Here is a 24,456-nt window from a genome sequence, read left to right as displayed (position 1 = left end):
AATCCCAATTATAAGGAGTTTTTCTATTTTAAGCAAGTATTTTCGCTGAAAATAGAACTTGACTTTTCTTAAATATTTTTATGCAATGCTAGTGACATAATTTAAATTTAATTAATTTGATTTTAGAATCTGGTTTATTAATTATTGAATTAGAATCTCTAGAAATTATTAAAATATTCATTTTTTCTCTGCCGCTGATTTTTGGAATCGCCAATATTATGCTGGCAAATAATATCTGTGACATTAAAGATGATTTAGAAAATAAGCGTTATACACTTCCTATTTATATTTCACGCGACAGCAGCCTTAAACTATTTAGATATCTTTATTATTTATCATATTTAAGTATCATAATTTCAGTTATATTTAAGATATTGCCTTATATTTCTCTGCTATCATTAGTAAGTATTTTTATGGTTCAAAAAAACATTAGACAATTTGAAGAACACCAGAGTAAAAAGGATACTTTTGTTCTATCAGTTAAAAATTTTGTAATAATAAATTATGCTACTGCTTTAACTATGATTTTAGCAATTATATTTTAATCAAAAAAAGTGATAGCCAAAGAGGAGGGGTTTTATGACATTATTAGGAAATATTATCTGGTTTATTTTTGGTGGCTTAATTGAAGCAATTGGTTGGTGGATTGCCGGGATTTTATGGTCAATTACTATCATTGGTATTCCAATAGGTAAACAGTGTTTTAAAATGGCTAAAATGCAGATTGCACCATTTGGTAAAGAAATAGTAGAAAAAAATAATTCGTCAATTGGTTTAATTGCAAATATCATCTGGATCATTGTCTTCGGCTGGGAACTTGCTGTAATTAATCTGATTTCTGCCTTGATTTTTGGGATTACCATTATTGGTATTCCTTTTGCCAAACAGAGTCTAAAACTTGCTTATTTATCATTAATGCCTTTTGGAAAAGATATTAGAAAACTATAATAAATATTAAGGAGTAATTATGGATTTATCTTTTGATAGTTCTATTACAGCAAAAGTTGTAAAAGCAGTTGCAGAGTTTAATTTAATTAATGAGGGGGACCGAGTAGCAGTAGGACTTTCCGGTGGTAAAGATAGTACCTTTTTATTAATGATTTTAAAAATATTTGCAGAACATTTTAAGAAAGACTTTAAGCTTCAAGCAGTACATGTTGATCCAGGATTTGAAGCTTCAACTGCTAACAAAATTGAAAACTTTTGTCAGGATTTAAACATTGATTTAAAAATTATAAAAACTAGAATTGCTGAATATATAACTGAAGCTGAAACAAAAAATCCATGTTCAAAATGTGCCCATTTCAGAAAAGGAGCTATTATAAATTATCTTAAAAAAAATCATTTTAACAAATTGGCTTTTGGTCATCATTTAGATGATGCGGTGGAAACTTTTTTGATGAGCATTTTTTATTCAGGTCAGTTAAAGGCTCTGCAGCCTAAGAGATATTTAAGTGAAAGTAGAGTAGATATTATTAGACCTTTGATTTATTTAAGAGAGAATGTAATTATTGAGGAAATAGAAAAAAGAGAAATTATAATCAATAAAAGTTCCTGCCCCTATGATGGTAATACAGCCCGAGCTCAAGTTAGAAAAGATTTTGCCCGATATTTTACTGACCAGCAGTTTTTTTCTAATCTGCTTTCGGCAATGAGGGAAAATAATAATCAGGAGTTGTGGCCGGAAGAAGAAGATTTTCAATTATTAAGTAGAAAAATGAAAAAACACTGGAAATGAGGGGGAAGTTAGATGTCAGATAAGAAAAATGAAGAATTTATTCTGCAAAAATTAAAATATACGCAAAAAAGACTTGATTCAATTTATCAAAATTCTCCCCTGGCTTTTATCTCCTGGAATAGAGAAGGAGATATAATAGATTTAAATCTGGCCGCCGAAGAACTTTTTGGTTGGGATAAAGAAGAAATTAAAAACAAAGATTTTATTTCTACCATTATTGCCAAAGAGGATAGAGATGTCTGGCGTAAATGGAAAAATAGCGAGTTGGACAAACTTCCCCATGATTTTATGAGCAGATCTTTAAAAAATGATGGTTCTATAATTAGCTGCAGCTGGAATAATGCAGTTATTGAAGAAGATGGAAGTATTGAAGAGGTTATTTCTATAGCTGAAAATCTAAATAATGATTTAGAACGAGAACTGGAAATGATTAAACTTGTAAAAGCTATCAATGAAACTGATAACTGGATTGTGATCACTGATCAGGAAGGTGTTATAGAGTATGCAAACACAACAGTTCAGGAAATAACCGGCTATAAAAAAGATGAGGTAATTGGAAAAGATCCATCTTTATTTAAATCTGATAAACATAATATTAAGTTTTATAAAGATCTCTGGCAAACAATTAAGTCGGGTGAGGTTTTTAATGATGTAATCATTAATAAGAAGAAAAACGGGGACTATTTTTATTCAGAACAGACTATAACTCCGATAAAAGATCATAATCACAAAATAATAAATTATATCTCTGTCGGAAGAGACATAACTCAAAATGAAAAATTAAGACGCAAAATTGAATATATCTCAAACTATGATGTTTTATTTGGATTACCCAATCGTAAATCTATTAGAAATAAAATCGATAATCTAATTGAGGTTAATGTAGAAAGGAAAATAGCTGTTTTAGTGATTAATATTAATCGAATTAAATATTTAAATGATATTTATACTGATTCAGAGAGTAATAATACATTAATTAATCTGGTAGCTAATTTAATAAATAAAAAAGCTGCTGCCAGTCAAAACTGTGTCCGGCTTGATCAAAATAATTTTTTATCATATCTTGGGGGAGATAATTTTGCTATAATAGTGGACAAAATTGATCTAGCAAATGAGATTTACAAAATAGCTGAAAATTTATTAAGTGTTTTTTCTGATCCGATTGATTATAATTATGAACCATTTATGCTTAATGCCAGAATTGGTATTTCGGTTTATCCTGATGACTGTATAAGTTCTCAAAATCTATTGTCAAATGCCGAAATTGCTTTAATTAATATTAAAAAAAATGATTATGCTTTTTTTGATCAGGAAATGAACCAGAAAATAAAAGAGTTTACTAAGATGGAAGCAAAACTTGATCAGGCAATAAAAAATGATGAATTTATAATCTATTATCAACCATATTACAGGGGAAAAGATAAGAGCCTTTATGGAATGGAAGCTTTGATTAGATGGCAGGACCCTGAAAAAGGTATAATTTCTCCTGCAGAATTTATTCCAATCTTAGAAAATTCTCAGCTGATAAAAAAAGTTGGATTACTTGTTATTCGAAAAGTAGTTAATTGTATAAAACAGTGGTTAAATAACGGTTATGAAGTAGTTCCAGTTTCAATTAATTTATCGGCCAGACAGCTTGAAGATAGCAGTCATCTGCAAAATATTTATCAGATTATTGCAGAAAGCGGAATTAATAATTCCTTAATTAAATTTGAAATAACTGAATCAAGTGCTATGGATGATGTTAATTATAGTTTAAAGATTATGAATGATATGAAAGCAAAAGGTTTTGCAATTTCTATTGATGACTTTGGTACAGGTTATTCTTCCTTCAGCTATTTGCAGAAGTTTCCCATTGATTATCTTAAAATCGATATATCATTTATCAGAAATATGACTTTAAGTGATGATGGAAAGAACATTGTTGAATCAATAATTAATATTGCTCATCTCCTAAATTTAAAAACAATTGCCGAAGGTGTAGAAAAAGAAATTGAATTGGAAAAGCTCAATCAGCTTGAAAATGATCTTATTCAGGGATATTATTTTAATCCTCCAATGTCGGAAGCTGAGATAGAAAAAATTTATGTAAAAAAATAAACATTTAAACAAAAAAAGACCACTCCTATTTAAACAGGAATGGTCTTTTTGATATTTTAAGTGGATAATTTAAATTACATCTTCTACTTTTTTACCAAAGATCTGAACAATTGCATAAAGAACAATTACTCCCAGTGGTAAAAGATAAATTGCTGAGAAACCAAATCCTGCTGGTAAAAAGCCAAATAGGGCTGCCACCAGGCCGACAGTTAAAGCATATGGCATCTGAGTATTAACATGGTCCATATGATCTACTGCAGAAGCGGTAGAAGACATAATTGTTGTATCCGAAATTGGTGAACAGTGGTCTCCCATTACACTTGCTGTCAAAACAGCTGCAATTGTTGGCAGCATAGGAATCCCAATTGAATTAGCAAGTGGAATTGCAAGCGGCATCACGATTGAAACAGTTCCCCAGGAACTTCCGATAGTGAAAGCAATAAAAACAGAGCCAACAAAAATCATTACAGGAACGATTTCTGGAATAATATTACCTTCCAGAATAGATACTAAGTAATTTGCAGTACCTAAATCATCGGTTATACTTCCAATAGACCAGGCCAAAACAAGTATTACACAGGCAATAAACATTGATTTGGCACCATCAATCCAGCCGTCAACTGTTTCACTGACATTTAGAATTCCTTTAGCAAGAGCCAGAATTCCAGCAATAAAACTCCCTGTAATAGCTGCCCAGAGCAGAACAATACTGGCATCTGCATTACCAAAAGCATCTCTAATAGAAGTACCTGCTTCCAGGCCTCCTCCGTTATACCAGAGACCAATTAAGGTTACCATTATCACCCCAATGATCGGCAAAAATGAATTTGCAAAAGTAAAGCTTTTTCCCTCGGGCTGTTCAATTTCTTCCATCTCCTGAGAAACCATGGGAGTAGATCCGGGTCTTAAAGTTTCTCCAGTTGTGCGGGCTCTTTTTTCTGCTTTCAACATCGGACCAAAGTCTCTGGCAGTGAAAATAATGATTAAAGCAAAAGCAAGAGCAAATATACTGTAAAAACGATAAGGTATAGTCTGGACAAAAGTACCATAAGCGCTCATTTCTAAACCTAAAGAATCAAATCCATCTCTAATAACTCCAACTTCAAAAGCAATCCAGGTTGAGATGGGAACAATACTCGAAACTGCAGCTGCGGTTAAATCCACAATAAAAGCCAGTTTTTCTCTTGAAATTTTCATTTTATCAGTGATCGGGCGCATTGTATTACCAACAATCAAAGTATTGGCATAATCGTCAAAAAAGATCAGCACTCCCATTACCCAGGCAGCAAATTGTGTTTTGATAACAGAATTTGCTTTTTTTGCAACATATTCGCCAATAGCAATAATACCACCTGATTTGTTGATTATTCCAATCATTCCACCCATAGCCAGTAAAAATAAAATTATTCCCGCATTCCAGGAATCAGCTAGAGATGCTAAAATATAATTATCCAGTGTCTGCATAAAGGCAAAAAGTGGATTATAGGAATTTGTAATTAATGCTCCTGCAAAAACTCCCAAAAATAATGATAGTACAACTTGTTTACTCCACCAGGCTAAAATAATTGCAAGCAGTGGTGGCAGCAGAGAAATGATACCATAACTTTCCATAATAAAGCCTCCTAGTTTTGTTTTTAAAATAAAATTTTAATATTTAAGGCATAAAAAATACCCGGCGATATGCCGGGTAAATAGCAAAATCGCCTCATCCTTTTATATGAGATAGCACAACATAGTAAAAATTATAATTACTATGACAGTACTGTATATTTTATATACAGCCCCAGCGGAATTTTTGAACCCTTAAAAGACCACTTCGGCAGAAAAACCTTTCATTTTAGTTTTAAGTCTGGGCTCTAACCAATTCTAAAATTACTGATTTTTTCTGCTCCTCTACCTCATCCAGAAGATGAGGTATTTATAATGATTAACAAAAGCTAACCATTTCTCAATATTCAATTTCATATAGATTATAACCCAGGCTGAAATTTATGTCAAGAAATCTTTAATTTTTTTTGCATTAAGTGGGGATTATAATATATAATAGGTATGTTGACTTTTTTTGAGCTAAAGTTGGGAAAATATCGCTTATTTTTAAAATAAGAGCTAATAAATTTTCTTAAAAATTATTAAAGGAAGATAAATATGATAAATAAGAGATTTAAGAAATTATATTCTCGTTTGATTGGAATAATTTTTGTTTTATTTGTAATAAGTCACTTTCTGCCTGTTCCGTATCAGGTTATGGCTCCTGGAATTGCAGCAGAATTATCACCGATGATTGAGGTAGAAAATGGATATGAAAACCAGGGAGAATTTTTGTTGACCGCAGTTAGCAGTAGGAGAGCTGTGGCCTGGGATTATTTTTATATTTCTTTTTTTGCACCTGAAGACAGAGAGTTAACTGCGATTTCCGAACAATTACCGGAAAATATGGAGATGAATGAATATATAGAATTAATGGCTGAATTGATGGAGGAGAGCAAGCTGCAGGCACAGGCTGTTGCTTTTAGACAGGCTGGATATGAGGTAGAAGTTTCCGGAGAAGGAGCAGAAGTTGTAGAGGTCATGGAAGAGGGAAGTGCGTATAATAACTTGCAGCAGGACGATTTAATTACAGCTGTTGATGGTAAAGAAGTTGAAATGGCTGCAGATGCTGTTAATATTATAAAAAATAGAGAAATTGGTGATGTAGTAGAAATAACAGTGATTAGAGATGAGAAAGAGCTTGCTTTTGATTTAGAAACACTGGAGCTTGAAGGCAATGAGGGTAATCCATCTATTGGAGTTTTGATCCGTTCCAGAGGTCTGGATTATAATATTCCAGGAGAAGTTAATTTTGATACTAATAATATTATTGGTCCATCTGCCGGCAGTGTTTTCAGTATGGAAATTTATAATCAATTAATTCCCGAAGATATAACCGGTGGTCAAAGAATAGCTGGAACCGGGACAATTAGTCTTGATGGAGAAATTGGCAGAATAGATGGGGTAAAATATAAGATAATGGCAGCAAAAGAAGCTGGTGTTGATTTATTTATTGTTCCGGCAGAAAATTATGAGACAGCCTCTCAGTTTGCCGGTGATTTAGAACTTTTAAGAGCTGAGACAATTAATGATATCATAGAACATCTAGAAAATGGGCTTCAATCATAAAATACTTGACTTTTGTTTTAGACTTTAATAAATTTTTGATAGAAATCTCTTCGGGCTTGACTGTGGTTTGAATTTTGATATAGTAGAGCATAAAGGTTTGAAGCCAGTAAATCATAACTAAGAGAAAGAATAAGTGGATCTTTAGAGTTTAAATTTAACTCGTTTATTTTTGCAGCTGGATTAATAATAATTTCCACTTCAGACTTTTGCTGCAAAAGGGAAAGTAGATTTTCTTTGCCTTTTTTTAGTCCTAGAACTCTCAAATAATGAGGAGCATTGTTTTCTGCTATATTAATTTTTTCAGCATCAAGCCCAAAATATATTTGTAGTATTTTTCTTTTGATTCTGCTTTCAGTTAAATTTTTAGATTTAAGAGAGTTTAAAAATGAATCAGCTTTAAATGAAGCAGCTGCTTTTTCAATAATACGATTTTCCAGACCATTTTTTATCCCTTTAAACTTTTTGAGGTCCTGGGCTCTGGAACGTCTTAATTGATCAACTGTTTTACTTAAAATTTTTGTTTTGCAATCTTTTTTTACAAATCTACCTTTTTCTATTTCTCTTTTTAAGATTTTCCAGGAATCAGCAGGCATTAATTTACGGGCAGCAGTCAGAGCTTCAGTCTGAGGTTTGGTGTTGATTAGATTTCTAATTAGAGAGGCACTGGCATAATTTTTATTAACTTTCTGACTGTGATAATCTGTGCCTACCCTTTTTATGGTATGGGCTTTTATCTTGGAATTTAATCTAGAAAGGGCTTTTAAATATTCGATACCTAAAATATTATTTGGTGCTTTTATTATCTCTTCGATTCTGTTTTTATTATATTTTCTCAGTTCGGAATTGCTTTGATAGTCAGCAATTAGTGCTCTGCGTCGGGCAGTTGGAAAATCAACTCCCTTAGTTAAGTGCTTCTGTAGTTCTTTTTTAAAATTCGAACTTTCTCTGACTAAAGCTTCAGCAACAGCTGCAAGAATTTTAATGTCGCCTGCCTCACTACCAAAAACAATGGAGTCTACTAGATTACTTTTTGCTAAACTTAAAACAGAATAATAGGCAAAATACTCTGCACTGCGGATATTGTAAGTTAAAGGCAACTCAAGTACCAGATCTGCACCACAGCTTAAAGCCTGTTCTGTTCTGGCCCATTTATCTAAAAGAGCAGCTTCTCCACGCTGAGTATAATTACCGCTCATAATTACGATTAGATCATCATTTTTAGTTATTTTTTTACTTTGATTTAAGTGATACTGGTGACCATTATGAAACGGATTATATTCTACAATTAAAGCAGTTACACTCATATGAACACCTCAAAAGTTAAATTTATTTAATTAATTAGTATTTTAAGCTAAATGTTTTACTTTTCGAACTTCTTTCAATAAAAAAGGATTTAATACTTTAATACAGTATTATATATATAATAGCAAAAAATTATAAAAAGAACAACTTACATATTTTTAAAACCACGGGGGAGGATATTTATAAGATGGATGTACTGAAAAATTTTAAAGAAAGAGCAGCTTCTGATTTAAAGAAAATTGTTTTTGCCGAAGGTGATGATGAGAGAATAGTAAAAGCAGCGGCAGAAATTGAAGCTGAAAAAATTGCTGAAATTGTAATTCTGGGTAGTATAAAGTCTATTGAAAACTCTGCAAATGAGTATGGAGTCGATCTGGATGGTGTTGAAATTATTGACCCTGAAAATTCTGAGTACATAGCAGAATTCAGAGAAGAATTTTATGAACTAAGAAAGCATAAAGGTATCAGCAAAGAAGAAGCTGAAAAAGCAGTTAAAGATCCACTTTATTTCGGAACAATGATGATTTATACCAATAAAGCAGATGGTATGGTTGCTGGAGCAGCTAATGCAACGGGGAATGTTTTGAGACCTGCTTTTCAAATTGTAAAGACTGCAGAAGGTATCTCTACAGTTTCCAGTGCAATTATTATGGTTTTGAAAGATAAATCTTTTGGTGAAGAAGGGGTAATGGTCTTTTCTGATTGCGCTGTAAACCCGGCACCTAATTCAGAACAGCTGGCAGAAATTGCAATTACTACTGCCGATACAGCTCACAGATTATTGGATTTTGATCCAAAAGTTGCCATGCTTTCCTTTTCTACAATGGGCAGTGCCCGGCATGAGAATGTAGATAATGTACAGGAAGCAGTTAAAATTGCTCATCAGAATGCGCCTCATTTAAAAATTGATGGAGAAATGCAGGCAGATGCGGCTTTAGTCAAAAGTGTGGGACAGAGAAAGGCACCAGCCAGTGAAATAGCTGGTCGGGCAAATGTTTTAGTTTTTCCTGATTTACAGTCAGGTAATATTGGTTATAAGCTTGTACAGAGACTTGCGGGTGCAGATGCGGTTGGTCCTATTTTACAGGGGCTGGCAGCACCGATTAATGATTTATCTCGTGGTTGTTCAGTCGAGGATGTTGTTAATCTAACAGCAATCACAGCAGTACAGGCTCAAAATAAATAAAATTTCTAGGAGGAAAAAAATGAAAATACTTGTTATCAATAGTGGAAGTTCTTCTCTAAAGTATCAGTTGTTTAACATGGAAACAGAAAGTGTACTGGCTAAAGGTTTAATTCAGAGAATTGGAATTGAAGATTCTTTTTTAGAATATGAAAATGGTAGTGGAGAAGAGATTGTGATTGAAAAAGATATCCCTACTCACAAGGTGGGAATTGAGTTATTATTAGAAACATTATTATCAGAAGATCACGGAGTTCTGAAAGATATGGATGAGGTAGAAGCTATAGGCCACAGAATTGTTCATGGTGGTGAAACTTTTGCAGAATCCACAATTATTGATGAGAAAGCTATTAAAAAGCTGGAAGAAGTTGCTGATTTAGCTCCTTTACACAATCCGCCTAACATTATGGGGATTAAAGTTTGTAAAGAATTAATGCCTGACAAACCGCAGGTTGGAGTGTTTGATACTGCTTTCCATCAGAGTATGCCTGAGAAAGCTTATATTTATGCTCTGCCATATGAGTATTATAAAAAGTATGGAGTTAGAAGATATGGTTTCCACGGTACCTCTCATGGTTATGTGGCAAAAAAAGCAGCTCAGATGATGGAAAAAGATTTATCTGATCTTAAAATAATCACCTGTCATTTAGGTAATGGGGCCAGTGTAGCAGCAGTTAAAAATGGTAAATCAGTTGATACCAGCATGGGATTGACTCCTTTAGAAGGTCTGGTAATGGGAACTCGCTGTGGGGATATAGATCCTGCGATAATTCCATTTATTATGGATAAAGAAGATATTTCTGCTTCTGAGATGGATAATATCTTAAATAAAGAAAGTGGTCTGTTAGGTGTTTCCGGTGTCAGCAGTGATTCGCGTGATGTTGAAGATGCAGCTGTTGAAGGAAATCACCAGGCAGAAATTGCACTGGAACTTTTCAATTATAGAGTTAAAAAATACATTGGTGCTTACACAGCTGCAATGGGTGGAGTTGACGCAATTGTCTTTACTGCTGGTATTGGTGAAAATTCTATAAAAACCCGGGCAGGAGTCTTAGAAGGACTTGAATATTTGGGTGTAAAGGTAGATCATGAAGCTAACGACTGTCGCGGAAAAGAAGTCTTTATTTCTACAGCTGATTCTAAGGTCAAAGCAATGATAATTCCTACAAATGAGGAATTAGTTATTGCCAGAGATACAATGGATTTGGTTAAGTAGAAAAAATTCTTCTTGACAGTTAAAGCTGCTTTTTATATAATAAAATGTGGTTATTAACAGGGGTGATCAAATAAATTGTTTATAAACCTCAGTAATTTAAAAGAAATTGGAAGTAGAAAACAGGTTTCGCTGGAGCTTGAATTTCATGATTTGGAATTTGCTAATCGTGAAATAGAAATTAAAGATCCAATTAAGCTTGAGTTAGAAATTTTTAATACTAGTGATTCATTTGTAGTAGAGGGAAAACTCAAAGCTAATTTAATTTTAAGATGCAGCCGTTGTTTGCAAAAATATAGTTCTCCAGTTGAATTAGATATTTCCGAAGATGTTTTAAAAAGTGAAATGGAAGATGAGGAAGAACTATATTTAGACGAGATTATTGTGGATAATATCATTCTATCTCTACCGATGAAACCTCTCTGTTCTGATGATTGTAAAGGGATTTGCCCTGAATGCGGTCAGGATTTAAATGAGGGTGAATGTGATTGTGAGGTAGAGGCGTTAGATCCACGGCTTGCAAAGCTTAAAGACTTTTATAATGATGATAATGAATAATTAAAGGAGGTGTATAGAATGGCTGTACCAAAGAAACGGACTTCTAAAACACGCAAGCGTAAAAGACGTACTCATAAAAAATTGAGTGCTCCAAACCTTGCTGAATGTTCAAACTGCCATGAAAAGATTTTACCTCATCATGTTTGTCCTGAATGTGGACATTATGATGGCAAAAAGGTGAGTGGAAATTAAATTATTTAGGATAAACAGAGATCTCTACTTTAGAGATTCTCTGTTTTTTTCTTGGCCTAAACTTGCAATTGACTGACGGTTGAGATATAATGTTTTGCAAATGATACAGATATAAATTTTCTTTTTTTAAACCCGGGAGGCGGCAATATTGTACAGGATAGCTGTTGATGTTATGAGTGGAGAAAAGGAGCCTGCAGAATTAATTGCGGGTGCTTTAAAAGCTTTAAAAGAGGAAGCAGAAATAGAATTGACCCTGATTGGTGAATATGATATTATAAGCAAAGAGTTAGCAAAAACTGACTTTGATTCGAAAAGGCTTAAAATTGAAAAAGCAGATCAAATTATTACAATGGATGAATCACCAATTAAAGCTCTGCGGAAAAAGAAAAATGCTACAGTAAATGTTGGAGCAGCTTTATTAAAAGAGTCAAAAATTGATGCTTTCATTTCTCCAGGCAATACAGGTTCAGTTATGGCAGCTGGATTATTGCGGGTTGGTAGAATCAAGGGTGTTTCCAGACCACCAATTGCAATTCAATTTCCCGCTGTTAATGGGAGCACTTTAGTTTTAGATAATGGGGCCAATACTGACTGCAGTCCCGAAAATTTACAGCAGTTTGCTTTAATGGGACAGCTTTATGCAGAAAATGTAATGAAGATAAAAAATCCCAGAGTTGCACTTTTAAATATTGGTGAAGAAAAAAGAAAAGGTAATAATTTAACTAAAGAAACTTATGAGCTTTTAAATAATGATCAGAGTATAAAGAATTTTATCGGTAATGTTGAAGGAAGAGATATTTTTAGTAAAGAAGTTGATGTGGTTGTAACTGATGGTTTTGTTGGTAATGTTGTTTTAAAAACAACTGAAGGAGCAGCCTCCTTTTTTCTTGATTTAATCAAAGAAAGTTTTCAAACTAATTTAAGATCAAAAATTGCTGCCCTACTTTTAAAGCCATATTTAAAAAAAGTATTAAATAAAATTGATTACAGACAGTATGGTGGAGCTCCACTACTGGGAGTTAACGGTGTTGTAATTATCAGCCACGGCAGTTCAGATGGAACTGCTATTTATAATGCAGTTAAAGCTGCTAAAAATACTGTTCAAGAAGATATAGTATCACTAATTAAAACTGAGTTAGAAAAGAATGAGGAGTTGGAATAAATGGCATTGAAAACAGAGCTTTGTGATTTATTAGAGATCGAAAAGCCAATTATTCAGGGGGGAATGGCCTGGGTTGCAACCGGGGAATTAGCTGCAGCAGTTTCCAGTGCGGGTGGCCTGGGTATTATTGGAGCAGGAAATGCTCCGGCAGATGTAATTGAAAAAGAAATTGAAAAAGTTAGAGAGTTAACAGATAAACCATTTGGTTTAAACATAATGTTACTTTCTCCCTTTGCAGATGATATAATAGAACTTGCAATAGAAAAAAAGGTACCTGTAATAACAACTGGAGCCGGAAATCCTGGTAAACATGTAAAGAGGTTTCAGGAAGTAGGTTCAAAAGTGATTCCAGTTATTCCTTCTGTAGCGTTAGCAAGGAGAATGGAAAGACTGGATGTAGATGCAGTAATTGTTGAAGGAACAGAAGCTGGAGGACATATTGGTGAACTGGCTACCATGGCCCTGGTACCCCAGGTTGCAGATGCAGTAGATATTCCTGTTATTGCTGCTGGTGGTGTCGCAGATGGTAGAGGTTTAGCTGCAGTTTTAGCTCTGGGAGCAAAAGGAGCACAGATTGGAACTAGATTTGTCTGTTCGGAAGAATGTACAGCTTCAGATGCTTTTAAAAAAGCTATAATAGGAGCCCGTGATCGAGATGCAGTAGTAACAGGCCGCAGTACGGGTCATCCAGTTAGAAATCTAAAAAATAAACTAACAAAAGAGATAGAAAGACTGGAAAAAGAAGGTGCATCTCCTGAAAAAATTGAAGAAGTAGGCTCAGGCAGATTAAGAGATGCTGTAATTGACGGTGATATTCAGGAAGGTAGTGTAATGGCCGGTCAAATTTCCGGCATGATCTCTGAAATTAAAAATGTAAAAGAGATTATAGATGAAATTGTTCTTGAAGCTGAAAATACAATTAAAAACAGCTGTGATTTACTGGAATAATATATACTTTTTAAAAATTTTAATATTTTTTAATAATTATAATGCTGACAAAAGAGGTGTCAAATTTGATAAACCTTAAAGATAAAAAAGTTTTAATTACAGGAAGTTCCCGAGGTATTGGAGCAGAAATTGCTAAAAAAATGGCTCATTTAGGAGCTGAAGTTACTTTAAATTATGCCCATTCCCAAACAAGAGCAGAAGAAGTAAAAAAGGAAATTGAAGCAGCAGGTGGTACAGCACATGTGGTGCAGGCTGATGTAAGTGATTTTGATGAGGCAGCTGAATTAGTTAAAACTGCTTATAGCAAAATGGATGGTTTAAATGTTTTAATTAATAATGCAGGTATTACCAGAGACAAACTTCTTTTAAGAATGAAAGAAGAAGACTGGGATCAGGTATTGGATATTAATTTAAAAGGTGTATTTAACTGCACTAAGAATGCAGTTAGATATTTACTTAAAGCTGAAAATGGAAAATTAATTAATCTTTCTTCTGTAGTTGGTATTAACGGAAATGCAGGACAGGCTAATTATTCAGCTGCAAAAGCTGGAATAGTTGGTTTTACCAAGACCATGGCTAAAGAGCTGGCCTCTAAAGGTGTCTGCTCAAATGCTATAGCTCCTGGATTTATAGATACTGAGATGACTGATGAATTAAGTGAAAACATAAAAGAGGGAGTTATTAATCAGGTTCCCTTAGCGCGTTTTGGTAAAGCAGAAGAAGTAGCTGATTTAGCAGCTTTTTTGGCTTCAGATAATGCAAATTATATAAATGGTGAAGTAATAAAAATTGATGGCGGCATGGGAGCTTAGAACAGCCATGTAGGTATAAAAGAGGAAGTTTATGGTGCGATGGGCTGAGTCAACTATGTGTTATAAAATGAAGACTCAGCGCGACGTGCTCGATGTACAAGTGCTAAAATATCCTTGCGTTTATAAAAGAGATTTTAGTGAAAGGAGGTGAATGGAGTGGATAATATCTTAGAAAGAGTAATTGATATTGTAGCAGAAGAATTAGCAGTTGACAGAGATGAAGTTACTGAAGACTCTTCATTTATAGAAGATCTTGGAGCAGATTCTTTAGATGTTGTAGAATTGGTTATGGCATTTGAAGAAGAATTTGATGTAGAAATCCCTGATGAAGATGCAGAAAACATTCGCACAGTTGAGGATGCTGTAAGTTATTTAGAAGATATTCTTTAAGCAATGATTAAGGATGAAGCTCCCTCTGTGGAGTTTTCATCCCTTTTATTTATTTTAATGGATGGTGATATATAAATGAGACAGTTGTTTAACAAAGGAAAAATAGAAGAGTTTGAAGAAAGCCTGGCTTTAGATTTTAATGATAAAAATTTAATTCAGAGAGCTTTAACTCATAAGTCATATCCCAATGAGAACAGGCGTCTTAATTTGAAAGATAATGAACGTTTAGAGTTTCTGGGGGATTCTGTATTGAGTCTTTCTGTGAGCACCTATATTTTTAATAAATTTTCTAATTTACCAGAGGGAGAACTGGCAAAGATGAGAGCAGTTATTGTAAGCGCTCCAATTTTAGCGGATGTTGCCAAAAGAATAGAGCTGGGGCAGTTTCTTTTCTTAGGTAAGGGTGAAGAAATGACAGGTGGTAGAGAAAGAGATTCTATTTTAGCAGATACAATGGAAGCAATTTTTGGTGCTTTATATCTTGATCAGGGTTTTACAGCAGCAGCAGATTTTATACTGGAACTACTTAAAGTTGATATTATAAATGTGGCAGAGGGTAATCATATTCAGGACTATAAGACTATACTGCAGGAAGTAATTCAGGAAAATGGTAATGTACGACCTGAATACGAAGTAGTTGATGAAGAAGGTCCAGATCATAATAAGACTTTTATAGTTGCTGTAAAATTAAACGAAGATAGTCTTGGTTCCGGTCAGGGATCAAGTAAAAAAGAAGCTGAACAGGAAGCAGCAAAAGTTGCTTTAGATAAATTGAATAAACTTGATTAGTTAATTGGAGGATATAGAATGTATGCAATAAGAGGAGCTATCAGTGCTAAAGCTAACACTGAAAAAGATATTTTAGAGGCTACAAAAGAAATAATGCAGAACCTGATGCAGGAAAATGATTTACAAAAAGAGGATTTAATCAGTATAATTACTACAACAACTGATGACTTAACTAAAGTTTATCCTGGTAAGGCATTAAGAGAAATCGGCTATAATTTAACTCCAATTTTATGTATGCAGGAAATGAAGGTTGAAATGAGTAGTCAAAAAATGATAAGATTATTAATACATGTAGATGGAAAAAGAGATAAAAGTCAGGTAAAACATCAATATTTAAGAAATGCCAAGAAACTAAGGCCTGATTTAGTCGAATAAATAGAAATTTAAAAGGTGATGTGAAATAAATGAAAAATGTAATAGCTATTGATGGCCCGAGTGGTGCAGGCAAAAGTACTATTGCAAAATTATTGGCCAAAAGATTAAATTATCTTCACCTTGATACTGGTGCAATGTATCGGGCTGTAACTCTGGCTGCTATAAAAAATAATATTGATTTTAATCAAAAAAATAAATTAGTGGAGCTGGCAAAAAGTATTGATATCACTTTTGATGAAAACGGAGAAATATTTCTGAATGGGAAAAATGTGACTGGGGATATTAGAACAGCTGAGGTTAATAACCATGTTTCTGAAGTAGCTTCGATAAAGGGAGTGAGAGAAGTTTTAGTAGAAAAGCAACAGCAGCTGGCTCAAAGCAATATGGTGGTAATGGATGGTAGAGATATTACCACAGTAGTTTTACCTGAGGCTGAACACAAATTCTTTTTGACTGCTTCTCTAGCTGAAAGAGCAAAACGACGCTATCAAGAAATTAAGGCAAAAGATAAAGAAGCAGATTTTGAAAAGATTAAAAACAGTATTGCCCGACGGGATAAATTAGACAGTGAGCGAAAACATTCTCCATTAAAAAAAGCAGAGGATGCTGTTATAATTGATACTACTGATTTATCTATAGATCAGGTTCTTGATAAAATGATAACAATTATTGAAGGTGACTCTCGGTGAAAAATTTAATTTATCAATGTATTAGGTTATTTCTTTTAGCTATTTTTAAAATATTTTTCAGAATAAAGATTAATGGAAAAGAAAACTTACCTGAACAGGGTCCAGTTATTGTGATGTCGAATCACATTAGTGCTTTTGACCCACCACTGCTGGCAGCAATTTTTTCAAGACCAATAAGATTTATGGCAAAAAAAGAACTTTTTGAAAACCCCATTATTCGTTTTGTGCTTTTTTTAGCCGATGCTTTTCCGGTTGATCGCAGCAAGAATGATATAACAGCTGTTAAAAAAGCTCTTTCGGTACTCAAGGACCAGGAAGTGCTGGGATTATTTCCCGAAGGAACAAGACATCAGGAAGGGAAACTTGGGAATCCAAAAGCTGGATCAGTTATGCTAGCTATAAAAAGTGGAGCTCCGATTTTACCGGTGGGGATTAAAAATGTAAAAAAAGATGGCAGAATTACGATTAGTATTGGTCAAAAATTTACTATGGATCAATTTTCTGAAAAAGGATTGAATAAAGATGAAAGAAAAAAAGCAGCGCAATTTATCAAAAGTAGAATTCAAAAAGAAATTGATAAATAAATAATAACAGTTATCAACAAAGTAATTATTTTAAGCTTTTTTTAATTTTTTTGGATTTAAAGCAGGATTTTAGAGATTAATAGAGAAAAATGTCTAAGAGGTACCCTGTATATTTTTAGGGTATATTGTTACTTGTTCGTGTTGTGCTGGAAGGAGGTGAAGGTTCTGGAGGTTATTACAGCAGAAGAGGCTGGATTTTGTTTTGGTGTGGAAAGGGCTATTGATATGGTTCTGGAAGCCGCCGGTGAAAATGAAGATATGAATGTTTATACACTGGGACCGCTGATTCATAATCCACAGGTTGTAAAGAAATTGGAAGCTAAAAATGTAAAAGTCGCCTCTTCACTTGCCGAAATTGATTCTGGAATAGTAATTATTCGTTCACACGGAGTTGCTCCAGAAATTATAAAACAGGCAAGAGAGAAAAATCTAAAGATTATAGATGCTACCTGTCCCTATGTGAAAAATGCTCAAAAATATGCCAAAAAACTGGTGGATGAGGGTTATCAAACCTTTATTTATGGTGACCAGGATCATCCAGAAGTTCAGGGGATATATGGGGCAAGTGATAAAAAGGCAATTATAATTAAAGGAAAAGAGGATTTAAATTCTATTGAGCTAAAAGCTAGAGTTGGTTTTGTAGCTCAAACAACAAAATCTCCTGAGTCTTTTCGGGATATTATTAATTTAGTAATAACAGAAGTTAAAGAGCTAAAAGTTTTTAACACTATTTGTAATACTACAGATGTACGTCAGTCCTCAGCCAAAAAGTTAGCTGAGGATGTAGATATAATGTTTGTAATAGGGGGTCATAATAGTGCTAATACAACCAGGCTTGCAGAAATTTGTGCAGCCACAAACACCCCTACTTATCATATAGAAACAGCCGCTGAAATTAATAAAGAGTGGTTGTCTGGAAAAAATAAAGTTGGAATTACAGCTGGAGCATCGACTCCAGACTGGTTAATAAGGGAGGTTATTCAGTTAATGAACGAAGAAAACAAAGATCTAAATGTTGAGTCAACTGAGAACGTAGAGGAGAAAGAAGAACAGGTTTTAGAAGAGGTAGAAGAGACAGTAGAAGAGACTGAGGAAACAACAGAAAAAACTGAAGAAACTACAGAGGAAAAAGAAGCTGATAACAGTGAGGAAGCAGCAGAATCTGCTGAAGAAGAGGTAGCAGAAGAAGATGCTGAAACTGAAGAAGAGGCTGAATTTAAATATAGCGATAATGATATTGCTGATTTAAGCAAAGGTCAGAAAGTTACTGGTACTGTAGTTGAAATTAATGACAATGGTGTTTATGTTGATGTTAATTATAAAACAGATGGATTTATTCCATTACGCCATTTGAGTCACCGTCCTGTAGAAGATGCTAATGATATTGTGAGTATGGACGAAGAAATTGAAGTAGTTATCTTAACTTTAGAAGATGATGAAGGTAATATGATTTTATCTAAAAAGCAGGCAGATTATGAGAAGGCCTGGGAAAAAATTGAAGAAGCTTATGAAAACAATGAAATCATAGAAGCCGAAGTTACAAAAGAGGTTAAAGGTGGTCTAGTTGTAGATGTAGGAGTCAGAGGATTTATCCCTGCTTCTCATGTTGCGATAGGCTATGTTGATGACTTAAGCGACTATGTTGGTGAAAAAATGCGCCTTAAGATCATCGAAGTTGAAAGAGATAACAATAATGTTGTTCTTTCTGCTAAAAAAGTTCTTGAAAAAGAGAGAGCTGCTGAAAAAGAAGAAACTTTAGCCGCTTTAGAAGAAGGTCAGACAGTAGAAGGTACAGTTACAAAGTTAGTTGATTTTGGTGCCTTTATTGACCTTGGAGGAATAGAAGGGTTGCTTCATATTTCAGAAATGTCATGGGGAAGAATTGAAAGCCCATCTGAAGTTCTTTCTGAAGGTGAGAAAGTTGAAGTTAAGGTCCTTGGTGTCAACAAAGAAGAGGAAAGAATTTCTCTTGGCTTAAAGCAGCTTTTACCTGATCCATGGGAAGAATTTGCTGACAAGCATTATGAAGGAGAAGTTGTTGAAGGTAAGATTACCAAACTTGTTGATTTTGGTGCCTTTATGGAAGTTGAAAAGGGTATTGAAGGCCTAATTCATATTTCTCAATTATCACACCGTCATGTTAAAACTGCTGATGAAGTAGTTAGTGTTGGTGATGTAAGAGAAGCAAAAATTATTAATATTGATGCTGATCAGGAAAGAGTAGGTTTAAGCTTAAAAGAGTTAGAAGAAAAGCCTGAGCCTAAAAAAGAATCCAGCAGCAGTTCTCGAAGTTCAAGCAGCAGTAGTAAATCACGGAGTAATAAAAGTGATGATAGTTCATCATCAGGTGGAGCTACTATTAGAGAAATTGTTGGAGATATTTTTGACCAGGGTGAATAATTAAAAAAGCACCCGCTGTCCATAATTCTATGGGCGGCGGGTTTTTTTATGCTTACTGCAGATTATTGCCTAATTGTAGTAAATGTGATATTATCAAGCTTACAGGAGGTAGAATAATTATGGTTAAAATAAAAAATATTATCCCCAATTCTACCGCTGATAAAGCAGGTTTGAAGGAAGAAAATAAAATTATAACTATTAATGGTCAAAAAATAAATGATTATATAGATTATTTATACCAAATTTCTGAGCCAGTTATTGAGCTGAAAATTGAAACTAAAAGTGGTCAAATAAAAAATATTAAATTACAGCGCCGACCTGGAGAAGAATTAGGTATTGAGTTTAGAGAAATTGTATTTGATGGCTTAAAACAGTGTAAAAACAACTGTGTTTTTTGTTTTGTAAAACAACAGCCTCAAAATATGCGTAATAGTTTAAACCAGATGGATGACGATTATAGATTTTCTTTTTTACAGGGGAGTTTTGTTACCCTGACTAATTTAGAACAGCGGGAAATTGAAAGAATAATTGACAAAAACTTGAGTCCACTTAATATTTCAGTACACACCACCAATCCTGAATTAAGGGTTGAAATGATGAAGAATCCCCGGGCGGGAGAAATAAATAGATTACTTAAATTATTTCAGAAGAATAATATTCAGTTTCATACTCAGATTGTTCTCTGTCCCGGTTATAATGATCGGGAAGAGTTGGATAAAACTTTAGCTGATCTTCTGGATTTCTATCCTCAGATATTATCGATTGGTATTGTTCCGGTTGGGCTGACCAGATACAGAGATGGTCTGGCCGATTTAAGAACTTTAACTAAAAAAGAAATGAATAATTCGTTAGAACAGATAAAACACTGGCAGCAGAAAGCCGTGGAAAAGTATAGTGAAAACTTTATTTATGCTGCTGATGAGTTTTATTTAAATACTGAGTTTAAACTGCCAGTTTATAATAATTATAATGATTTTCCTCAGTTGGAAAATGGGATTGGGTTAACAGCTTTGTTGAATGAAGAAATAAAAGAAATTAATTTTCCTGATTCATTAACAGAACAGAAAAAAATTGCGGTTATAACTTCTGTTTTAGGGGAAAAAGCGCTAAAAAAATTTTCGGACAGCTTAAAACATATTGATCAACTTGAATTTGATTTTAAAGTAGCTCAAAATGAGTTTTTTGGTGAAAGTGTTACAGTAACTGGACTTTTAACTGCTCAAGATTTAAGGGCTGAGATTAAAAAGATGAATAAAAATAAATATCATAAAATTTTTATACCGGAGATTGTTTTAAATGATCAGATGAAATTTCTGGATGAAGTTAAAAAAGAAGATTTTTTAGATGAACTATCTGAATATAATTTAGAATTTGTTAGTAATATTAAAGAATTTATGGAGGTGATTAAAAATGGCTAAATCTACAGTAGCAATTGTAGGGAGACCAAATGTTGGCAAATCTACTCTTTTTAATAGATTAGTGGGTGGCCGCAGAGCAATTGTGGAGGGGGAACCTAATGTAACCCGGGATAGAATTTATGGAGAAACTGACTGGCTTGGAAGAAAGTTTAATGTTATTGATACCGGTGGAATAGTTCTCCATGATAATGATAAAATAAAAAATCAGATTAAATATCAGGCTGAACTGGCTATGGAAGAAGCGGATATTATTTTGTTTGTTGTTGATTCTCAAACGGGAATGACAGGAGTTGACGAAGATATTGCTCAGCTTCTATATAGAACAAATAAAGAGGTCATTTTAGTTGTTAATAAAGTTGAAGATTTTTCTAATCAGGAAGAAATCGGGTGGGAGTTTTATTCACTTGGTTTTGGTGACCCTGTGCTTATTTCCGCTGAACATGGTAAAAACACAGGTGAACTACTGGATGAAGTTATAGATAAGTTACCAGAAAGCGAAACAGAAGATACAGATGAGGATAAAATTAATATTGCAGTAATTGGTAAGCCTAATGTTGGTAAGTCGAGTTTAATTAATCATTTAGTGGGCAAAGAACGAGTTATTGTTAGTGATATGCCCGGTACAACTAGAGATGCGGTTGATACTTTGATAGAATGGAATGATATACAATTCAATTTTATTGATACCGCCGGTTTAAGAAGAAAATCGAAGGTAAAAGAAGATGTGGAATATTACAGTAACTTGAGAGCTTTAAGATCAGTTGATAGAGCTGATGCTGTTTTAATGATGATTGATGCTCAGGAAGGTGTAACCGATCAGGATAAAAAAATCGCTGGTTATGCTCATGATGAAGGTAAAGCAATGGTTATTGCAATTAATAAATGGGATTTGATGGAGAAAGACACAAACACAATGGAGAGATATACTGATGAGGTATATTATCAGCTCAAGTTTTTAAATTATGTTCCTGTAACATATATTTCTGCTATCACAGGAGAGAGAATAGAAGAACTACTGTCACTGGTGGAATTTGTAGTGGACCAGAGTAATCTCCGGATTAAAACTGGTATTTTAAATGAGGTTATTTCCGAAGCAGTTCAGCTGCGTGAACCGCCAAGCAGGAAAGGTAAAAGGCTCAAAATATATTATGGCAGTCAGGTTGGGATTAAACCTCCAACATTTGTTTTCTTTGTTAATGATCCCAATTTAATGCATTTCGCTTATCAGAGATATTTAGAAAATGTACTTCGAGAAGCCTTTGGTTATGTAGGGAATCCAATGCATTTTAAATTAAAACAACGAAAATAGGAGGTTATAATGCAGGTATTTATTGCTATATTATTTAGTTATTTAATTGGTTCAATTCCATCTGGATTCTTGTTGACAAAATATGTAATGAAAAAAGATGTTAGAGAGTATGGAAGTGGTAATATTGGAGCAACCAATGTAGCCAGGGTTATGGGCCTAAAGGCCGGTGTTTTAGTAGCAGTTTTTGATATCTTAAAAGGTTATTTAGGTGTATTAGTTGGGCAGATGATATTAGGCAGCAGTTTATCCACTGCTATTTTATTTGTAGCTGTGGCTGCAATTGCCGGACATGACTGGTCAGTCTTTCTTGATTTTTCCGGTGGGAAGGGAGTTGCCACAACCTTTGGTGTTATTTTAAGATTGTATCCACTTGCCTTTTTATTTTATGCTATAATCTGGATTTTATTAGTCTTTATGACCAGATATGTATCACTGGGATCAATTATAGGCTCTATGTCGCTTCCTTTAACTCTGTATTTCAGTTCTTTTGACAGCAAACATGTAATTTTTGCTGTTTTATTATCCCTTTTTGTAATGTATACTCACCGTGAAAATATTAAGCGGCTGTTAAAAGGGGAAGAAAATAGAATGGATCCAGATAAATTAGGAAAGAGTGGTAAAAAGTAATGAGTTCAAAGATTACAGTAATTGGAGCCGGAAGCTGGGGAACTGCACTGGCTAATTTGCTTGCTGAAAATGGAGAAAAGGTAAAGATATATGCCAGGGATAAGGCTGTGGTTGATTCAATTAATAAGCAGCAGCGGAATCATAAATATTTCCCTGAACATAAATTAGATAATAAATTAACTGCTTTTAGTGATTTAGAAGCTGGTCTGGAGGGTTCTGATGTTTTTGTTATATCAGTACCTACACAGGCTCTGGCTAGTGTTTTAAAACAAATAGAAAATTTAATTTCTTCAGATTCATTAATAGTTTCTACTGCCAAAGGGATTGAAGAAAAATCATTTAAAACTAATTCTCAAATGATTAAAGAAGCTGGTTTTAAGAATGTAGTTGTTTTATCAGGACCTACCCATGCAGAAGAAGTTATGGAGCAGCTGCCGACAGCTATAGTTTCTGCATCCCAAAATAAAAAGTTAGCAGAAAAAATTCAGGATCTATTTATGTCTAGTTATTTCAGGGTTTATACCAATCCTGATGTTAAAGGAGTAGAACTTGGTGGGGCTTTAAAGAATGTAATTGCTGTAGCCAGCGGTATCTGTGATGGTTTAAATTTTGGAGATAATACAAGAGCTGCTTTAATTACCAGGGGCCTAAATGAAATGAGTCGATTTGTAAATTATCATGGAGCTAAGGATTTAACTCTGGTTGGTCTGGCGGGTATGGGAGATCTGGTTGTTACCTGTACCAGTATGCACAGCCGCAACCGTCGGTTTGGGATTGAGATTGGTAAAGGTAAAACTCTTATGGAAGCAAAAGAAGAGGTTAATCAGGTAGTTGAAGGAGTTAAAACTGCCCGTGCTATTTATAACTGGTTAAATTCAGAAGAAGTAGAACTGGAGATGCCGATTACCCGGCAGGTATATCAGGTTTTATTTGAAGCCAAAGATCCCTATCAGGCTGTAGAAGAGCTGATGTTAAGAAGCAAAAAACACGAAATGGAATCAGTTGTAGATAATTCTTTATGGAATATCTAGAAATTTTATAAATTTTTTCTTTAATCAAGCAGGAAATCGCTGTTATAACGAGAATAATAAGTAATGACAGCAAAAGTTTTAGTTTTTAAAGGGGGTGAATTTCCATGACAAAGAATGAACTTATTGATGCCGTTGCAGAAAAAACTGGTATCACTAAAAAAGATACAGGGGAAGTAATTAACGAAACAATTGATACTATCATGAATCACTTAAAGTCTGAAGCTAAAAAAGCTGAAGATAATCGTGATAATGTACAGTTAATTGGTTTTGGTACTTTTGAAGTAAAAGATAGAAGTGCCAGAAAAGGACGTAATCCTCAAACTGGGGAAGAAATTCAAATTCCAGCACGTAAAGTGCCTGTATTTAGAAGTGGTAAGTCTTTTAAAGAGACTGTTGATGTTTAAGATTTAAAATTACTTATTGAGGGACCGGAAATTTCCGGTTCTTCTTTTTATCTACATTTAAAATTTCCTTATTTAT

Annotated in this window: 25 protein-coding genes and 1 riboswitch; of the genes, 23 read left to right on the top strand and 2 right to left on the bottom strand. The window is 33.9% G+C overall.

Going from position 1 to position 24,456, the window contains the following annotated elements:
* The first annotated feature begins 116 nt into the window (after positions 1-116).
* The 4 genes from C7958_RS13025 to C7958_RS13010 are packed head-to-tail and all read left to right on the top strand — an operon-like array spanning position 117 to position 3,838.
* The gene (locus C7958_RS13025; protein WP_181453828.1) at positions 117-545 is read left to right on the top strand and encodes a UbiA family prenyltransferase; all 429 of its coding nucleotides are present in this window, start codon (positions 117-119) and stop codon (positions 543-545) included.
* 34 nt (positions 546-579) lie between these two features.
* Positions 580-948 carry a YccF domain-containing protein gene (locus tag C7958_RS13020; RefSeq protein ID WP_111573115.1) on the top strand — a complete coding sequence of 123 codons (369 nt, stop codon included), beginning with the start codon at positions 580-582 and terminating at the stop codon, positions 946-948.
* Positions 949-967: 19 nt separating this feature from the next.
* Complete coding sequence (locus C7958_RS13015; protein ID WP_111573114.1) at positions 968-1,738, top strand: tRNA 2-thiocytidine biosynthesis TtcA family protein; 771 nt, start codon at positions 968-970, stop codon at positions 1,736-1,738.
* Between the two features lie 12 nt (positions 1,739-1,750).
* A complete protein-coding gene (locus C7958_RS13010; RefSeq protein ID WP_111573113.1) occupies positions 1,751-3,838 on the top strand; it encodes a bifunctional diguanylate cyclase/phosphodiesterase in 2,088 nt (695 codons plus the stop codon).
* Positions 3,839-3,907: 69 nt separating this feature from the next.
* Here the strand turns inward: C7958_RS13010 and C7958_RS13005 are convergent, their stop codons facing one another.
* Positions 3,908-5,449: a Na+/H+ antiporter NhaC family protein gene (locus C7958_RS13005; RefSeq protein WP_111573112.1), complete on the bottom strand. Its 1,542-nt coding sequence runs from the start codon at positions 5,447-5,449 to the stop codon at positions 3,908-3,910.
* Positions 5,450-5,553: 104 nt separating this feature from the next.
* Positions 5,554-5,742, bottom strand: a riboswitch (Lysine riboswitch).
* Between the two features lie 241 nt (positions 5,743-5,983).
* Here C7958_RS13005 and C7958_RS13000 point away from each other — a divergent pair.
* The gene (locus C7958_RS13000; RefSeq protein WP_111573111.1) at positions 5,984-6,994 is read left to right on the top strand and encodes a YlbL family protein; all 1,011 of its coding nucleotides are present in this window, start codon (positions 5,984-5,986) and stop codon (positions 6,992-6,994) included.
* Positions 6,995-7,011: 17 nt separating this feature from the next.
* Here the strand turns inward: C7958_RS13000 and C7958_RS12995 are convergent, their stop codons facing one another.
* Positions 7,012-8,298 carry a tRNA(Met) cytidine acetate ligase gene (locus C7958_RS12995; RefSeq protein ID WP_111573110.1) on the bottom strand — a complete coding sequence of 429 codons (1,287 nt, stop codon included), beginning with the start codon at positions 8,296-8,298 and terminating at the stop codon, positions 7,012-7,014.
* Between the two features lie 185 nt (positions 8,299-8,483).
* Between C7958_RS12995 and pta the strand changes: the two genes are divergently transcribed.
* The 18 genes from pta to C7958_RS12905 all read left to right on the top strand — a co-directional run bounded on the left by pta (position 8,484) and on the right by C7958_RS12905 (position 24,380).
* Complete coding sequence (gene pta, locus C7958_RS12990) at positions 8,484-9,482, top strand: phosphate acetyltransferase (protein WP_111573109.1); 999 nt, start codon at positions 8,484-8,486, stop codon at positions 9,480-9,482.
* A gap of 19 nt (positions 9,483-9,501) precedes the next feature.
* The gene (locus tag C7958_RS12985; protein WP_111573108.1) at positions 9,502-10,695 is read left to right on the top strand and encodes an acetate/propionate family kinase; all 1,194 of its coding nucleotides are present in this window, start codon (positions 9,502-9,504) and stop codon (positions 10,693-10,695) included.
* Between the two features lie 75 nt (positions 10,696-10,770).
* The gene (locus C7958_RS12980; protein ID WP_111573107.1) at positions 10,771-11,250 is read left to right on the top strand and encodes a YceD family protein; all 480 of its coding nucleotides are present in this window, start codon (positions 10,771-10,773) and stop codon (positions 11,248-11,250) included.
* Positions 11,251-11,268: 18 nt separating this feature from the next.
* Positions 11,269-11,442, top strand: a complete 174-nt coding sequence (gene rpmF, locus C7958_RS12975) for a 50S ribosomal protein L32 (protein WP_111573106.1) — start codon at positions 11,269-11,271, stop codon at positions 11,440-11,442.
* Between the two features lie 148 nt (positions 11,443-11,590).
* Entirely contained in the window at positions 11,591-12,604 is a 1,014-nt protein-coding gene (gene plsX / locus C7958_RS12970; RefSeq protein ID WP_111573105.1) for a phosphate acyltransferase PlsX, read from the top strand.
* A complete protein-coding gene (gene fabK, locus C7958_RS12965) occupies positions 12,605-13,552 on the top strand; it encodes an enoyl-[acyl-carrier-protein] reductase FabK (RefSeq protein ID WP_111573104.1) in 948 nt (315 codons plus the stop codon).
* A gap of 65 nt (positions 13,553-13,617) precedes the next feature.
* A complete protein-coding gene (gene fabG, locus C7958_RS12960) occupies positions 13,618-14,364 on the top strand; it encodes a 3-oxoacyl-[acyl-carrier-protein] reductase (protein ID WP_111573103.1) in 747 nt (248 codons plus the stop codon).
* A 156-nt stretch (positions 14,365-14,520) separates the two neighbouring features.
* Positions 14,521-14,754 carry an acyl carrier protein gene (locus tag C7958_RS12955; protein WP_111573102.1) on the top strand — a complete coding sequence of 78 codons (234 nt, stop codon included), beginning with the start codon at positions 14,521-14,523 and terminating at the stop codon, positions 14,752-14,754.
* A gap of 75 nt (positions 14,755-14,829) precedes the next feature.
* Positions 14,830-15,543, top strand: a complete 714-nt coding sequence (gene rnc / locus C7958_RS12950) for a ribonuclease III (RefSeq protein WP_111573101.1) — start codon at positions 14,830-14,832, stop codon at positions 15,541-15,543.
* A gap of 18 nt (positions 15,544-15,561) precedes the next feature.
* Positions 15,562-15,918 (top strand): chorismate mutase, encoded by a 357-nt coding sequence (gene aroH, locus C7958_RS12945; RefSeq protein WP_111573100.1) that lies wholly within the window; start codon positions 15,562-15,564, stop codon positions 15,916-15,918.
* Positions 15,919-15,947: 29 nt separating this feature from the next.
* Positions 15,948-16,607 carry a (d)CMP kinase gene (gene cmk, locus C7958_RS12940; protein ID WP_111573099.1) on the top strand — a complete coding sequence of 220 codons (660 nt, stop codon included), beginning with the start codon at positions 15,948-15,950 and terminating at the stop codon, positions 16,605-16,607.
* The gene (locus tag C7958_RS12935; protein ID WP_111573098.1) at positions 16,604-17,191 is read left to right on the top strand and encodes a lysophospholipid acyltransferase family protein; all 588 of its coding nucleotides are present in this window, start codon (positions 16,604-16,606) and stop codon (positions 17,189-17,191) included. Before cmk ends, C7958_RS12935 begins: the two co-directional genes overlap by 4 nt.
* A gap of 156 nt (positions 17,192-17,347) precedes the next feature.
* Complete coding sequence (locus C7958_RS12930) at positions 17,348-19,591, top strand: bifunctional 4-hydroxy-3-methylbut-2-enyl diphosphate reductase/30S ribosomal protein S1 (protein WP_111573097.1); 2,244 nt, start codon at positions 17,348-17,350, stop codon at positions 19,589-19,591.
* Positions 19,592-19,710: 119 nt separating this feature from the next.
* A complete protein-coding gene (locus C7958_RS12925; RefSeq protein WP_111573096.1) occupies positions 19,711-21,009 on the top strand; it encodes a DUF512 domain-containing protein in 1,299 nt (432 codons plus the stop codon).
* A complete protein-coding gene (gene der / locus C7958_RS12920) occupies positions 21,002-22,318 on the top strand; it encodes a ribosome biogenesis GTPase Der (protein ID WP_111573095.1) in 1,317 nt (438 codons plus the stop codon). The genes C7958_RS12925 and der overlap by 8 nt, the downstream gene beginning before the upstream one ends.
* 9 nt (positions 22,319-22,327) lie before the next feature.
* Positions 22,328-22,945 (top strand): glycerol-3-phosphate 1-O-acyltransferase PlsY, encoded by a 618-nt coding sequence (gene plsY / locus C7958_RS12915; protein WP_111573094.1) that lies wholly within the window; start codon positions 22,328-22,330, stop codon positions 22,943-22,945.
* On the top strand, positions 22,945-23,976 hold the full coding sequence (locus C7958_RS12910) for an NAD(P)H-dependent glycerol-3-phosphate dehydrogenase (RefSeq protein ID WP_111573093.1): 1,032 nt from the start codon (positions 22,945-22,947) through the stop codon (positions 23,974-23,976). The genes plsY and C7958_RS12910 overlap by 1 nt, the downstream gene beginning before the upstream one ends.
* A gap of 104 nt (positions 23,977-24,080) precedes the next feature.
* Positions 24,081-24,380, top strand: coding sequence for an HU family DNA-binding protein (locus tag C7958_RS12905; protein WP_111573092.1), 300 nt, complete (start codon positions 24,081-24,083; stop codon positions 24,378-24,380).
* Positions 24,381-24,456: the final 76 nt, after the last annotated feature.

The organism is Halanaerobium saccharolyticum, from assembly GCF_003259895.1.
GTDB classification, from domain to species: domain Bacteria; phylum Bacillota; class Halanaerobiia; order Halanaerobiales; family Halanaerobiaceae; genus Halanaerobium; species Halanaerobium saccharolyticum_A.
Note: the sequence above shows the minus strand (reverse complement) of the source record. Positions and strands in the feature narration are given on the sequence as shown.

What these genes read in the sequence shown, in the direction of transcription:
- der (WP_111573095.1), top strand. Translation starts at nt 21,002, where the DNA reads ATGGCTAAATCTACAGTAGCAATTGTAGGGAGACCAAATGTTGGCAAA.
- C7958_RS12985 (WP_111573108.1), top strand. Translation starts at nt 9,502, where the DNA reads ATGAAAATACTTGTTATCAATAGTGGAAGTTCTTCTCTAAAGTATCAG.
- C7958_RS13020 (WP_111573115.1), top strand. Translation starts at nt 580, where the DNA reads ATGACATTATTAGGAAATATTATCTGGTTTATTTTTGGTGGCTTAATT.
- aroH (WP_111573100.1), top strand. Translation starts at nt 15,562, where the DNA reads ATGTATGCAATAAGAGGAGCTATCAGTGCTAAAGCTAACACTGAAAAA.
- C7958_RS13005 (WP_111573112.1), bottom strand. Translation starts at nt 5,449, where the DNA reads ATGGAAAGTTATGGTATCATTTCTCTGCTGCCACCACTGCTTGCAATT.
- C7958_RS12925 (WP_111573096.1), top strand. Translation starts at nt 19,711, where the DNA reads ATGGTTAAAATAAAAAATATTATCCCCAATTCTACCGCTGATAAAGCA.
- C7958_RS12910 (WP_111573093.1), top strand. Translation starts at nt 22,945, where the DNA reads ATGAGTTCAAAGATTACAGTAATTGGAGCCGGAAGCTGGGGAACTGCA.
- cmk (WP_111573099.1), top strand. Translation starts at nt 15,948, where the DNA reads ATGAAAAATGTAATAGCTATTGATGGCCCGAGTGGTGCAGGCAAAAGT.
- C7958_RS12995 (WP_111573110.1), bottom strand. Translation starts at nt 8,298, where the DNA reads ATGAGTGTAACTGCTTTAATTGTAGAATATAATCCGTTTCATAATGGT.
- C7958_RS13000 (WP_111573111.1), top strand. Translation starts at nt 5,984, where the DNA reads ATGATAAATAAGAGATTTAAGAAATTATATTCTCGTTTGATTGGAATA.
- plsY (WP_111573094.1), top strand. Translation starts at nt 22,328, where the DNA reads ATGCAGGTATTTATTGCTATATTATTTAGTTATTTAATTGGTTCAATT.
- C7958_RS13015 (WP_111573114.1), top strand. Translation starts at nt 968, where the DNA reads ATGGATTTATCTTTTGATAGTTCTATTACAGCAAAAGTTGTAAAAGCA.
- fabK (WP_111573104.1), top strand. Translation starts at nt 12,605, where the DNA reads ATGGCATTGAAAACAGAGCTTTGTGATTTATTAGAGATCGAAAAGCCA.
- rnc (WP_111573101.1), top strand. Translation starts at nt 14,830, where the DNA reads ATGAGACAGTTGTTTAACAAAGGAAAAATAGAAGAGTTTGAAGAAAGC.
- pta (WP_111573109.1), top strand. Translation starts at nt 8,484, where the DNA reads ATGGATGTACTGAAAAATTTTAAAGAAAGAGCAGCTTCTGATTTAAAG.
- C7958_RS13010 (WP_111573113.1), top strand. Translation starts at nt 1,751, where the DNA reads ATGTCAGATAAGAAAAATGAAGAATTTATTCTGCAAAAATTAAAATAT.
- C7958_RS12905 (WP_111573092.1), top strand. Translation starts at nt 24,081, where the DNA reads ATGACAAAGAATGAACTTATTGATGCCGTTGCAGAAAAAACTGGTATC.
- rpmF (WP_111573106.1), top strand. Translation starts at nt 11,269, where the DNA reads ATGGCTGTACCAAAGAAACGGACTTCTAAAACACGCAAGCGTAAAAGA.